The sequence below is a fragment of the Streptomyces sp. NPDC054786 genome (assembly GCF_053611685.1).
In genome coordinates this window covers 88815-101606 of record NZ_JBSHAW010000008.1, presented here as the reverse complement: position 1 = coordinate 101606, position 12792 = coordinate 88815, and the positions used below count along the sequence as shown (strand labels likewise).

9 protein-coding genes are annotated in these 12792 nt (G+C 73.6%); 4 read left to right on the top strand and 5 right to left on the bottom strand.

The genetic code is table 11. The features are described from left to right. Positions 1 to 114: 114 nt before the first annotated feature. Together ACWGI6_RS09410 and ACWGI6_RS09405 are read right to left on the bottom strand one after the other, a co-directional pair. Positions 115 to 1755, bottom strand: a complete 1641-nt coding sequence (locus tag ACWGI6_RS09410; RefSeq protein WP_453266929.1) for an ABC transporter permease — start codon at positions 1753 to 1755, stop codon at positions 115 to 117. After that, on the bottom strand, positions 1752 to 2699 hold the full coding sequence (locus tag ACWGI6_RS09405) for an ATP-binding cassette domain-containing protein (RefSeq protein ID WP_453266928.1): 948 nt from the start codon (positions 2697 to 2699) through the stop codon (positions 1752 to 1754). Before ACWGI6_RS09405 ends, ACWGI6_RS09410 begins: the two co-directional genes overlap by 4 nt. A 94-nt stretch (positions 2700 to 2793) precedes the next feature. Here ACWGI6_RS09405 and ACWGI6_RS09400 point away from each other — a divergent pair, with 94 nt between their 5' ends. Then, positions 2794 to 3351: a GbsR/MarR family transcriptional regulator gene (locus ACWGI6_RS09400; RefSeq protein ID WP_453266927.1), complete on the top strand. Its 558-nt coding sequence runs from the start codon at positions 2794 to 2796 to the stop codon at positions 3349 to 3351. Positions 3352 to 3366: 15 nt separating this feature from the next. Here the strand turns inward: ACWGI6_RS09400 and ACWGI6_RS09395 are convergent, their stop codons facing one another. Then, complete coding sequence (locus ACWGI6_RS09395; protein WP_453266926.1) at positions 3367 to 4314, bottom strand: hypothetical protein; 948 nt, start codon at positions 4312 to 4314, stop codon at positions 3367 to 3369. 236 nt (positions 4315 to 4550) lie between these two features. Between ACWGI6_RS09395 and ACWGI6_RS09390 the strand changes: the two genes are divergently transcribed. Beyond that, positions 4551 to 5837, top strand: a complete 1287-nt coding sequence (locus ACWGI6_RS09390; protein ID WP_453266925.1) for an adenylosuccinate synthase — start codon at positions 4551 to 4553, stop codon at positions 5835 to 5837. 80 nt (positions 5838 to 5917) lie between these two features. On the opposite strand, the gene ACWGI6_RS09385 is transcribed toward ACWGI6_RS09390, so the two are convergent. Both ACWGI6_RS09385 and ACWGI6_RS09380 read right to left on the bottom strand, forming a co-directional pair. Next, complete coding sequence (locus tag ACWGI6_RS09385; RefSeq protein ID WP_453266924.1) at positions 5918 to 7732, bottom strand: serine/threonine-protein kinase; 1815 nt, start codon at positions 7730 to 7732, stop codon at positions 5918 to 5920. A gap of 236 nt (positions 7733 to 7968) precedes the next feature. Continuing rightward, the gene (locus ACWGI6_RS09380; RefSeq protein ID WP_453266923.1) at positions 7969 to 9729 is read right to left on the bottom strand and encodes a serine/threonine-protein kinase; all 1761 of its coding nucleotides are present in this window, start codon (positions 9727 to 9729) and stop codon (positions 7969 to 7971) included. Between the two features lie 439 nt (positions 9730 to 10168). On the opposite strand from ACWGI6_RS09380, the gene ACWGI6_RS09375 reads away from it, so the two are divergent. Together ACWGI6_RS09375 and ACWGI6_RS09370 are read left to right on the top strand one after the other, a co-directional pair. Further along, a complete protein-coding gene (locus ACWGI6_RS09375; RefSeq protein WP_453266922.1) occupies positions 10169 to 10963 on the top strand; it encodes a VTC domain-containing protein in 795 nt (264 codons plus the stop codon). Positions 10964 to 11205: 242 nt separating this feature from the next. Beyond that, entirely contained in the window at positions 11206 to 12579 is a 1374-nt protein-coding gene (locus ACWGI6_RS09370; protein WP_453266921.1) for an aminotransferase class III-fold pyridoxal phosphate-dependent enzyme, read from the top strand. Positions 12580 to 12792 lie beyond the last annotated feature (213 nt).

Here is a 12792-nt window from a genome sequence, read left to right as displayed (position 1 = left end):
CCCCGGGCCCGCCCGGCCGCGCGGCTGGTTCGGGCGCCGGGGGTGGCCGCTCCGGCGCGGGGGGGCCACGTAGGGGGAGGCGGCCGGCCGCGGGAGAACCGGCTGCCGGGGGGATCAGCCGATGTCGCGCCGGCGCAGGCCCGCCAGGCCCACGAGGGCGAGGAGGGCGGAGAGGGCCGGCAGCCAGACGAACGGGGCGGCGGTGGCGTCGGCGCCGGGGAGCTTGGGGAGGTGGCTGTACGGGGAGAGGTTCATGGCCCACTGGGGGAACTTGAGGGACGGGCCGATCCAGCCGAGGGCCAGGCAGCCGCCGACCAGGGCCCAGACGGCGCCGGTGGCCTTGGGGAGCAGGCCGAAGACGAGGACCGCCAGGCCGGTGAGCGTCCAGACGGCCGGGACCTGGGAGAGGGCGGCGGCCAGTACCGGGCCGAGTCCGCCGCCGATGTCGTCGGCGGAGAGGCCGTAGGCGAGGCCGAGGGCCAGGCCGCCGCAGGCCAGGATGGCGGCGCTGCCTGCGTACGCAAGGGCCAGATGGCCGGCGGCCCAGCGGAGCCGGCCCACCGCGCCGGCCAGCACCGGCTCCGCGCGCTCGCCGGTCTCCTCACCGCGCAGCCGGAGCACCGCACCGGCCGCGTAGATCGCCGCCACCATGCCGAGCATGCCGGTCATCGTGGCCAGGAAGGCATCGGTCAGGCCCTGCTGACCACCCATCCGCTCGACGATCTCGCGGGTCTGCCGATTGCTGCCGACCAGGTCGGAGGCGCCCTCGGCGATGCCGCCGAAGATCCCGCCGGCGCACAGGAAGCCGAGCGCCCAGCCCAGCAGGGTGGTGCGCTGCAGCCGCCAGGCCAGGCCGAAGGGGCCGCTCAGCGAGCGTGGTGCGCGGGCCGGTCCGGGGCGGGCCGGCAGAAAGCTCATGCCGAGGTCGCGGCGGGCGGTCAGGGCGTAGGAGGCGGAGACGGCCAGGGCGGCCGCCGCCAGGAAGAGCAGGATGATCCACCAGCGTTCACCGGCGTACGGCCGGAGGTTCTCCGACCAGCCGATCGGTGAGGCCCAGGTGAGCGGGGACGTCGCCTCGGGGCCGGCGGCGTCGCCCGCGGCGCGCAGTGCGAAGGCGAGGCCGAGGACCGCGCCGGTCAGGCCCTTGGCCAGCCGCGCGCTCTCGGTCAGCTGGGCGGCGATGGCGGCCAGCCCGGCGAAGAGCAGTCCGGTGCAGCCGATGGCGGCGCCGAGCGCGAGGGAGCCGGCGGCCTGCTGGCCGGAGGCGGTCAGGCCGCCCGCGATCAGTACGGCGATCCCGGCGTTGGCGGTCAGTGCCGTCAGCAGGGCCGCGGTCAGCGGTGCGCGGCGGCCGACCATGGCGGCGGAGAGCAGCTCCTGACGGCCCGTCTCCTCCTCCTCGCGGGTGTGCCGGACGACGATCAGCAGGCTCATCACCGCGGCGAGGACGGCACCGAACCCGGCCATCCGCCAGGCGACCAGGCCGCCGATGGAGTCGCCGAAGACCGGTCCGTACAGCGCGCGCATCGAGCCGTTGCCGTTCATCGAGGCGGCCAGCTGCGCGCGTTGGGCGGCGGTGTCGTAGACCGCCTCGAAGGACGAGCCCATGGTGGCGACGGTCAGTCCGAGGGCCAGCACCCAGGCCGGGATCATCACCCGGTCGCGGCGCACCGCGAGGCGCAACAGGGCACCCGTGCCCGCCAGCTGACGGGCGCGTGCGGTGGGTGCGGGGAGGGCTGCGGTCACGGCGGTCATCGCGCGATCGCCTCTTCACCGCGGACGTCGTCCTGGTAGTGGCGCAGAAAGAGCTCTTCCAGGGTGGGCGGGGTGCTGGTGAGGCTGCGGACGCCGGAGGTGCCGAGCGAACGCAGCACGGCGTCGAGCTTGTCGGTGTCGACCTGGAGCTGGACGCGGTGGCCCTGGCTCCCCCGGATCGGCTGTGTGGCCAGGCCGTGGACGCCGGGGAGCGTGGCCAGTCCGTTGGGCGGGCCGGCGAGTTCGGCGATGACCGAGGTGCGGGTCAGATGCCGCAGCTGGCCCAGCGAGCCGGATTCGACGGTCCGCCCCTTGCGGATGATGCTGATGCGGTCGCAGAGCGCCTCGACCTCCGACAGCACATGGCTGGAGAGCAGCACCGTACGGCCGCGGTCGCGCTCCTCTTCGACACAGCTCTGGAAGACCTCCTCCATCAGCGGGTCCAGCCCGGAGGTCGGCTCGTCGAGGATGAGCAGGTCGACATCGGAGGCGAAGGCGGCGACCAGCGCGACCTTCTGGCGGTTGCCCTTGGAGTACGTCCGCCCCTTCTTGGTGGGGTCGAGTTCGAACCGCTCCAGGAGCTCGGCCCGGCGCGCGGCGTCGAGTCCCCCGCGCAGCCGCCCGTAGAGATCGATGACCTCACCGCCGGAGAGATTGCGCCACAGGGTCACGTCACCGGGGACGTAGGCGATACGGCGGTGCAGCTCGACGGCGTCCTGCCAGGGGTCCTTGCCCAGGAGCCGGGCCGTGCCGGCGTCGGCGCGCAGCAGGCCGAGCAGGACGCGGATCGTCGTGGACTTCCCGGCGCCGTTGGGCCCGAGGAAGCCGTGTACCTCACCGGCGTCGACATGCAGATCGAGGCCGTCCAGCGCGTGGGTGCGGCCGAAGGACTTGTGGAGGCCGTCGACCCGGATCGCGGGAGCGGGAGAGATTGCCGTGGTCATGCTTTGGAAGCTACGCTAGTTTCACAAATTTGTGAAGTTAAGAAAGCGTATAAAATTGGGGTGGGTGGCTCTGATCAGGGGAGATGATGCGGATATGAGCGAGCAGCTACAGCAGAGCGCGGCCCGGACCGAGGAGACGCCCCAGGACACGCGCAAGGACAAGCGCGACGACGAGGCGGTCTCGCAATTCGTCGAGCGGTTCGCCGCCCAGCTGGTCGAGGCCGGTATGCAACGGATGTCCGCCCGGGTCTTCGCCTGTCTGCTGGCCTCCGACTCCGGCGTGCTGACGTCCGCCGAACTCGGCGAGCGCCTCCAGGTCAGCCCCGCCGCCGTCTCCGGCGCGATCCGCTATCTCTCCCAGGTCGACATGGTCAGCCGGGAGCGTGAGCCGGGCTCCCGCCGCGACCGCTACCGCGTGCACAGCGACCAGTGGTACGAGGCCCTGGCACGCCGGGACAACGTCCTCACCCGCTGGGAGGGCACCCTGCGCGACGGCGTGGAGAGCCTCGGCGAGGACTCCCCGGCGGGCCGCAGGATCAGCGAGACGCTCATCTTCTTCGAGTTCCTGCAGAAGGAACTCACCGGGCTGCTGCAGCGCTGGCGCGAGCACCGCGACCAGATGCGGGCCGAACTCGACGCCGCCGGCCGCTGAGGCACCCGCCGGCGCTCACCCCCGCGGCAGCTGGAGCCGCCAGGCCCCCGGCTGCAGGGTCCACGTACGGGTCCTGACCGGCCCGCCGACCACCGCATCCGCCCGGTAATGGAAGTCCGCGCCGGACACCGTCACCGCCCGCGCCCGGGTCCGTACCGGCCGGCCCCCGCCCGGCCAGTGCACCACGACCTCGGCAAGCTCCCCGCCGTCACCGGCCCCGGGCCGCCGCCCGTCCGCCCCGGACCGTCCGCCGGGCACCACCGACACCCCGCGCACCGGCCGGTCCAGATCCGCCAGCAGCACCCCGTCCGCCTCGATCCGCAGCCGCTGCCCCGGCACCCGTGCGCGCCGCCCGCCCAGCCCGCCGGCCGGCGCCGCCAGCAGCGCCAGCGCCGTACGGGCGGTGCGCGCGGCCGGCTTCCACCACGGCCGGTGCCCGTCGAGGCCGCCCGAAAGACCGTCCCGCCCCTCCATGGCCTCCATCGGATCCGTGGGTGCCACCGCAGGGACCGCCGCCGGCACGTACACCCCGTGGCCCTGCCGGGTCGCCTCGCTGCCGCAGGGGATCCGCAGTCCGCCGAGCACGATGCCGTCGCTGTCGTCCGTGAGCAGATCCCGCGGCCGCTCCCCGCCGTCCAGGACGGCGCGCGCCGCGGCCACCGTGTCCGTGGGGATGCCCAGCGCGCGGCTCAGCGCGACGGCGGCCGGTGCGCCGACCGGGACCATCGACAGCGGCACCGCGGCCAGCTCACGTTCCTTGTGCAGCAGGCCCACCACCCGCAGCAGCGCCCGGTCGTCACCGATCACCACCGGCCGCCGGTGGCCGCGTCGGGCCAGGATCCGCGCGAATTCCTCCGGCCCGTCCGGAAGGCAGATTTTCGCCCCCGCGCCCGCGCACAGGACATCCTTCGCGATCCGCACGGATTCACCGTCCGTACTGCGGGCGACCGGGTCGATGACCACGAGCAGGGGGTACCCCCGAACGGAGTCCACGGGAGAGTGCCCAGAAGGCTGCGCCGACACCTCGGTCCTTCCTCAGGTAGCATCTCGGTGCAAGAGCCCCTTGCGCTATTGCGCCAGGGGCTTCGTCTATTCCGGGGCACCGGTCCGACGGCTCTAGCGATGACGTACGCGTGAACAAGCACGCCGACGCCATCCACGCACGTTGGACATGCCCCGCCCGGAAGGGGTGTACGCCTGTGCCCGCACTTGTGCTGCTCGGTGCTCAGTGGGGTGATGAGGGCAAGGGAAAGGCCACCGATCTGCTCGGTGGGTCCGTTGACTATGTGGTGCGCTATCAGGGCGGCAACAACGCCGGCCACACGGTCGTCGTCGGCGACCAGAAGTACGCGCTGCATCTTCTCCCTTCCGGAATCCTCTCGCCGGGATGCACCCCGGTCATCGGCAACGGCGTCGTGGTCGACCCGGCGGTCCTGCTCTCCGAGCTGAGCGGACTCAACGAGCGCGGCGTCGACACGTCCAAGCTCCTGCTCAGCGGAAACGCTCACCTCATCACGCCGTACAACATCACCGTCGACAAGGTGACGGAACGATTCCTCGGCAAGCGGAAGATCGGCACCACCGGGCGCGGCATCGGCCCGACCTACGCCGACAAGATCAACCGTGTGGGCATCAGGGTGCAGGACCTCTACGACGAGTCGATCCTCACCCAGAAGGTCGAGGCGGCCCTGGAGGTCAAGAACCAGCTCCTGACCAAGCTCTACAACCGCCGCGCCATCGAGGTCGACCAGGTCGTCGAGGAGCTGCTGGGCTACGCCGAAAAGATCAAGGGCTATGTCGCCGACACCACCCTGATCCTCAACAAGGCGCTGGACGACGACAAGGTGGTCCTCTTCGAGGGCGGCCAGGGCACGCTGCTGGACATCGACCACGGCACCTACCCCTTCGTCACGTCCTCGAACCCGACCGCGGGCGGCGCCTGCACGGGTGCCGGCGTCGGTCCCACGAAGATCAACCGCGTCATCGGCATCCTCAAGGCCTATACGACGCGCGTCGGCGCCGGTCCGTTCCCGACCGAGCTCTTCGACGAGGACGGCGAGGCGCTGCGCCGCATCGGCGGCGAGCGCGGTGTCACCACCGGCCGGGACCGCCGCTGCGGCTGGTTCGACGCGGTCATCGCCCGCTACGCCACCCGCGTCAACGGCCTGACGGACTTCTTCCTGACCAAGCTCGACGTGCTCACCGGCTGGGAGCAGATCCCGGTCTGCGTCGCGTACGAGATCGACGGCAAGCGCGTCGAGGAACTGCCCTACAGCCAGAGCGACTTCCACCACGCGAAGCCGGTCTACGAGACGCTGCCGGGCTGGTCCGAGGACATCACCAAGGCGAAGTCGTTCTCCGACCTGCCGAAGAACGCCCAGGCCTACGTCAAGGCGCTGGAGGAGATGTCCGGCGCCCAGATCTCCGCGATCGGCGTCGGCCCCGGCCGCGACGAGACGATCGAGATCAACTCGTTCCTGTCGTAGGGACACCCCGCGTGTTCCCCGGGACATCCGCCCTTCCCTGAGGACGGGCCCGGCGGCACCGCAGCACAGCAGCCGCGCAGCTACTCCGCCCTGGAGTAGGTGCGCGGCTGTTTGTCGTCGCCCAGGAACTCGCGGTGGAGGGTGCCGTCGCCGTTCAGGCGCAGGACGGAGGTGCTGCTCGGCGCGCAGCCGGAGGCGGGCCGGTCGACGACCGACGGGCCGACGGTCAGCGCGCCGCCCTCCGCCGCGTAGAGGTCGGCATGCGCCGTGCAGCGGCCGCCGCGGCCCACGACGACGGTGGTGAGCACCGTGCTGCCCGCCGGGGCCCGGGTGAGGGTGAGCCGCTGGCTGCCGTAGCCGTCGGCGTTCGGCCGCTGCCAGGTGCCGAGGTAGCCGGACGGGACGGCGGCTTCGGCCGTGCGGTGCAGCGTCGCGGTGCGCCCGGCCGCCGCCCAGGTCAGGGTGTGGGCGCGGCCCGCTTCGAGGGTGTGCTCGCCCAGCGCGGCGCAGCGGCCCGCCGGGATGGACCGTACGACCTTGGTGTCCAGCCGGAGCGCCGGGTGCCCGTCGTGCGCCGTGACGGACACCAGCTTGCCGTCGCTGCGGCATTCATAGGTCGCGCCGAGGCTGGTGCTGTTGGCGACCACTTCGCCGACCTTGCCGTTGGTGATCACGAACCGCCGCTGCTGCCCGGTGGGCGCCCCGTCCCGCAGCACCGGGCCCGACCAGGTGCCGACATAGCGGGCGGGGATGTCGGACGGGCTCTCGTCGGCGCCCGCGCCGCCGCTCAGCAGCGGGACCGTGACGGCGGTCGCGGCGGCCGCGACGACGGCGGTGGCGAGGACGGGAAGCCAGTGGGGGCGGCGGCGTGACTCCGTGGCGGCCGCCTCGGCACGGGGCGGCGGTGCGGGGCTGGGCGCGACCCTGGTGGAGGTGAGCGTCGGCGGCTGGCCCCCGGGCGGGGTGTCGGTGTCCAGGAGGCGTACGGCGTGTTGCCCCAGGCTCGCGATCAGCTCGGCCGGCAGCCAGGGCGCGGCCGAGGTGCCGCCCGGCACCGGCCCGATACGGTCGATGATCTCCTCGGGGGTGGGCCGCGCCGCCGGGTCCTTGGCCAGACAGTCCTGGATCAGACCGCGGATGCCGTCCGGCGCGGCCGCCAGCTCGGGCTCCTCCTGCGCGATCTTGAACATCACCGCGTGGACGCCCGAGGCGGCGCTGCCGAACGGCTGCCGCCCGGTCGCCGCGTACGCCAGCACCGACCCCACACAGAAGACATCGCTGGCCGGGCCGACGCGATGCCCCTGGACCTGCTCCGGCGACATGAAGCTGGGCGAGCCGAGCACCGTGCCGGCCCGGGTCTGGGTCTGGTCCCCGACCGCGTCCAGGGCCCGCGCGATACCGAAGTCGATGACCCGGGGGCCGTCGATGGTGAGCAGCACATTGGACGGCTTGAGGTCGCGGTGCACCAGGCCGACGCCGTGGATGTCGAGCAGCGCGCAGGACAGCCCGTACGCCAGCCGCCGCAGCGAATGCTCCGGCAGCGGGCCGTGGCTCCCGGGGCGCCCGTACGAGCCGCCGACGACCTCGCTCAGCGTGGGGCCCGCGATGTACCCGGTGGCGACCCAGGGGACCGCTGCCTCGGTGTCGGCGTCCAGCACCGGCGCGGTCCAGCGCCCGCCGACCCGCCGCGCGGCCGCGACCTCGGCGCGGAAGCGGTCCCGGAACTCCTCCTCCGCGGCGAGTTCGGCCTTCACCAGCTTCACCGCGACGGTCCTGCCGCCCTCGGAACGGGCGAGGTAGACCCGTCCCATCCCGCCGCTGCCGAGACGGCTGAGCAGCCGGTAGTCCCCGATCCACTGCGGATCGTCGGCCGTCAGCCCCCGCAGGCCGTCCATCCGGGCGCCCTCCCCCGTCTCGTTCCGTGCCTGAGGCGCGTTCCGGCAGCAGGCGTGCTCCGAGCGTAGGCCGCCGCGGATCGCGCCATGGACGAGGGATCGTCACGACGGGAGAACGATCGATGCCCGGCGGGTACGCGGGGTGCGAGGGGGCGCGGGAAGGGGAGCGCGGCCGAGCGCCTCCCAACGGGCCGTCAGCCCCTCAGCCCCTCAGGGCCGTCAGCTCCTCGGGGCCGTCAGCTCCTCTTGCCGTTCGGCAGCTTGCGGTACGACAGCGCCTTCCCGTCGTCGAAGGCGCGGCGCAGCTTGCCGTGCACCATCTCCAGGGTGCTCGGCGAGCCCGGAAGGCAGCTGTCGGTCGGCCCGGAGACCACGGTGGAGGGGCCGAGGCGGACCGGCGGCCCCGCATGGGCCAGGGCGGCGGCGAACTCACAGCGGTAGGTCGTCCCGGTCGCCGTCATCGTCAGCACGATGTCACCGGCCTTGCCCTGAGTGAGGGTGAAGCGCCGGACCTCGTCGGAGGAGTCGCCCAGCGTCGTCTCCCACGTGCCCAGGTAGTCCGCGGGAAGCCCGGCCTTCGCGGCGCGCCCCGCCGCCCTTTGGGTCCTGGTGGCTGCGCCGTCGGCCGAGGCATCCGTCGACCGCAGGCCGCTGCCGTCTGCGCTCATCAGGGCGTACGCAGCGACCGCACCGGCCCCGGCGAGCACCAGCGCGGCCCCGGTGACCAGGGCGGTACCGGCACCGCGGCGGCGCAGCGGCTTACGGGCCGGGGCGGGAGCCGACGCCGCGTCAGGGTGGGATGCCAGAGCGGCGGGTGGGTACGCCGCCGGGCCCCGCGGCAGCGGTGGCGGTGTCGCCGGGGTGCGGCCCGGTGCGGGCACGACGGCGGTGGGCGAAGCGGGCGGCCCAGGGTCCTCGGCGGCGGGTGACGACGGTGCGTCCGCCCGTCGCGGATGGCCCTTGGCGCCGCCCTCGCCGTGCTCCCCGTCCCGGGCGGTGTCCCGGTCCTGTGGGTTCTCCGCCGCCAGCAGTTCCACGGCGTGCCGCCCCAGCCGGGCGGTCAATGCCCCCGGCAGCCATGGCTCGTCGTCCGCACCCGGCCCGTCCCCGTCACTGCTGCCGCCGTCCGCCTGCGCCACCAACTGCGCGGGTGTGGGCCGCTGTTCGGGGTCCTTGGCGAGAGCGCCGGCGATCAGTGCGCGCAATCCCTCGGGCACCGCGGAGAGGTCGGGCTCCTCCTGGGCGATGCGGAACATCACCGCGTGCGCGACGCTGTCGGCCGTCCCGAACGGCTGCCGCCCGGTCGCCGCGTACGCCAGCACGGAACCGAGGCTGAAGACGTCGCAGGCCGGGGTGAGCGGCGCGCCGCGCACCTGCTCCGGCGACATGAAGCCCGGCGAGCCGATGGCCCCGCCGGTATGCGTCACGCCGTTGCCGGACACCGCCTCCAGGGCCCGCGCGATGCCGAAATCGATGACCCGCGGCCCGTCGATGCTGACCAGCACATTGGACGGCTTGAGGTCGCGGTGGATGATTCCGGCGGCATGGATCGACCCCAGCGCACGGGCCAGCCCGGCGGCCAGGATCCGTACCGTCCGCTCGGGCAGCGGGGTGCCGCTGCCGCCGACGACCTGCTGCAGGGACGGCCCCGCGATATAGCCCGTGGCGAGCCAGGGGATCTCGGCCTCGGTGTCCGCGTCCAGTACGGGCGCGGTCCACTCCCCGGCGACCTGCTGCGCGGCCCGCACCTCCCGCCTGAAGCGCGCCCGGAATTCCTCCTCACCGGCCAGCTCCGCCCGCACCAGCTTGACCGCGACCGTACGGCCGCGGTCCGAACGGGCCAGGAACACCCGCCCCATGCCGCCCTCGCCGAGCCGTCCGAGCAGGCGGTAGTCCCCGATCCGCGGCGGATCCTGCGCACCCAGCGGCGTCAGCCCCGCCGGCACTTCCGCGCGCCCCTGTCGCCCCTGCCGCCCCGCATGTTTTGGCCGTTCCACGATCTGCCGCCCCTTCCCCCCGAATCCGCCCCGCGGGCGAGTGGGCGGGCCGCCTGTGCACACGGGCTGCCCGCGCCCCCTCCTCCGCGGTGAGGATAGCGAGGGCGCCTTGGCCCCCGGCAGGCCGCAGGCCCGTCATGCCCCCGCAGCCAGCGGTAGCCAGGGGCGCCGGCCAACTCTTCCGGCGCCGCCGCGAGTTCCTCCAGCGCCGCCATGACCCGCCCGACCGTGGCCGGGATGCGACGGTGCCGGATGTCTGTTTCCGCGTCCCGGAACTTTCCGGGGGCGAGGAACGTCGTACGCGTACCTCAACGACCACCGCGCCTACGGCGACCACCGCGACACCGACCTCGACCCCCCACCCACGGAACAGCAACGGAACAGCGCGCTCCCCGGTCCCGCACGTCCCCCGCTCCCGCCCGTCCGCCAAGGAGACCGTGTGATTCCCGCCGTACGAGCCCTCGCCCGTGCCGCCATGGCCGCGCGCCCCGTGCCGCTCGCCGACGTCCAGGCGCGGGCCGAACTCCTCGCCCGTTTCGACCGCCGCTATCTCGTCCCGGTCGAGGTCTTCGCCGCCTTCGCGGCCGAACTCACCGACCACCGGCGGCCGGGCGGCCCGTTCGCGGCGCTGTGCATCAACGGGCGGCGCTGGTTCCGCTATCGCTCCGTCCACTACGACACCCCCGACCTGCGGTTGTTCCATGACCACCGGCAGGGCCGACGGCTGCGCTACACGATCCGCGAGCGGCTCTACGAGGACACCGGGCAGCGGCAGTTCGAGATCAAGCTGACGGGGCGGCGCGGCGAGACGGTCAAGCACCGGCAGCCGCTGCTGCCGGGCGCCCCGGCCCTCGGCGCGGCCCCGCGCGGCTTCCTCGCCTCCGTACTGGCCCGCACCTACGGCATCGCGGCCCCCACCGACCTGGGCCGCGCGCTGGAGACCGACTACACCCGGGCCACCCTCGTCGCGGACGGCCGGCGCATCACCTGTGACGCGGCACTGCTCTGCCGGGACCTGGCGTCCGGCCGCACGGTACGCGCCGACGGCGGGCTGGTCCTCGTGGAGACCAGGACCGCCGGCCGGCTGACCGAGGCGGACCGGCTGCTGCGCGGCCACGGCGTGCACACCGCCGCCTTCACCCGATACTGCGGCGGGCTGTCGGCGCTGCGCCCGGACCTGAGCGCCGACCACTGGCGCCGGGCGGTACGGACGGCCTTTCCCGCGGCCGTCTGACGGGCGGGTGCCGCGGTAGCCAAACCGGCCGCCCGCGGCCGCCCGGCGGCCGTCATCCGGACGGCCCCTCGCGCGGCCCCGGCCCTGGAGCTTCCTACAGCCCGTAGACAGTCTGTCCGTGCGCGTGGTGAGCGCCATACACAGTGTCGGTACCGCTCGGCGGACCGTGATCCCTAGGCTGAGGAGCGTTCGCCGCGCCCATCCCCCGGCGGACCCGAGCGACCCGATCCGAGGTACTGACCGTGAGCACGACGCCCTCCACCTCTGCCGCCGCCGACCCCGCTGCCGGTGCGGCCGTCAAGGCCGCCGACCGCGCGCATGTCTTCCACTCCTGGTCCGCGCAGGGCCTGATCGACCCGCTGGCGATCGCCGGCGCCGAGGGCTCGTACTTCTGGGACTACGACGGCAACCGCTACCTCGACTTCTCCTCGCAGCTGGTCAACACCAACATCGGCCACCAGCACCCGAAGGTCGTCGCCGCGATCCAGGAGCAGGCCGCGAAGCTGTGCACGATCGCGCCCGGATTCGCCGTGGACGTACGGTCCGAGGCCGCCCGGCTGGTCGCCGAGCGCACCCCCGGCGACCTCGACAAGATCTTCTTCACCAACGGCGGCGCGGAGGCCGTGGAGAACGCGGTCCGGATGGCCCGGCTGCACACCGGCCGCGCCAAGGTGCTGTCCGCCTACCGCTCGTACCACGGCGCCACCGCCACCGCGATCAATCTGACCGGTGACCCGCGGCGCTGGCCCTCCGACACCGCCTCGGCCGGTGTCGTGCACTTCTGGGGCCCGTTCCGCTACCGCTCCGCCTTCCACGCCGAGAACGAGCAGCAGGAGTGCGAGCGCGCCCTCGCGCACCTGGAGCAGACCATCGCCTTCGAGGGGCCGCAGTCGATCGCGGCGATCATCCTGGAGACCATCCCCGGCACCGCCGGGATCATGGTCCCGCCGGCCGGCTACCTCGCCGGGGTCCGGGAGATCTGCGACCGCTACGGCATCGTCTTCATCCTCGACGAGGTCATGGCGGGCTTCGGCCGTACGGGCAAGTGGTTCGCCGCCGACCACTTCGGCGTCACCCCCGACCTGCTGACCTTCGCCAAGGGCGTCAACTCCGGCTATGTCCCGCTGGGCGGCGTCGCGATCAGCGCCGAGATCGCCGCGACCTTCGACCAGCGCCCCTACCCGGGCGGGCTGACCTACTCCGGCCACCCGCTGGCCTGCGCCTCCGCCGTCGCCACCATGAACGCGATGGCCGAGGAGCGGATCGTGGAGAACGCCGCCGAGATCGGCGAGCGGGTCATCGGCCCCGCGCTGCACGAGATCGCCGAGCGGCACCCGTCCGTCGGCGAGCTCCGCGGGATGGGCGTCTTCTGGGCGCTGGACCTGGTCAAGAACAAGGAGACCCGCGAGCCGCTGGTCCCCTACAACGCCTCCGGTGCCGCCAACGCCCCGATGGCCGAATTCGCCGCGGCCTGCAAGCGCGGCGGTCTGTGGCCGTTCGTGAACATGAACCGGACGCATGTCGTCCCGGCCTGCACGATCACCGAGGCCGAGGCCAAGGAGGGCCTCGCCGCCCTCGACGAGGCCCTGACGGCGGCCGACGCACACACCGTCTGAGCCTCGCGCAGGACGCCGTCGGAGGAGCGGAATCGCAGGTCACGGCGGTGGTCCGCGGCGGACCCCGGGTAACCTCGCGCGGCATCGGGGTGGGGGGCCCCCCGCGACGGGGGGGGGGGGGGCCCCCCCCCCGCCGGGCCGGGGGGCGGGGGGGAACCCAACAAAGCCCCCCGCGCCGGCCCCACACAGAAAAAAACCACCCCCCCAAGCGAA

Excerpts from the sequence above, each read along its gene's own strand:
- ACWGI6_RS09400 (WP_453266927.1), top strand. The coding sequence starts at position 2,794 with ATGAGCGAGCAGCTACAGCAGAGCGCGGCCCGGACCGAGGAGACGCCC.
- ACWGI6_RS09385 (WP_453266924.1), bottom strand. The coding sequence starts at position 7,732 with ATGGACGGCCTGCGGGGGCTGACGGCCGACGATCCGCAGTGGATCGGG.
- ACWGI6_RS09410 (WP_453266929.1), bottom strand. The coding sequence starts at position 1,755 with ATGACCGCCGTGACCGCAGCCCTCCCCGCACCCACCGCACGCGCCCGT.
- ACWGI6_RS09405 (WP_453266928.1), bottom strand. The coding sequence starts at position 2,699 with ATGACCACGGCAATCTCTCCCGCTCCCGCGATCCGGGTCGACGGCCTC.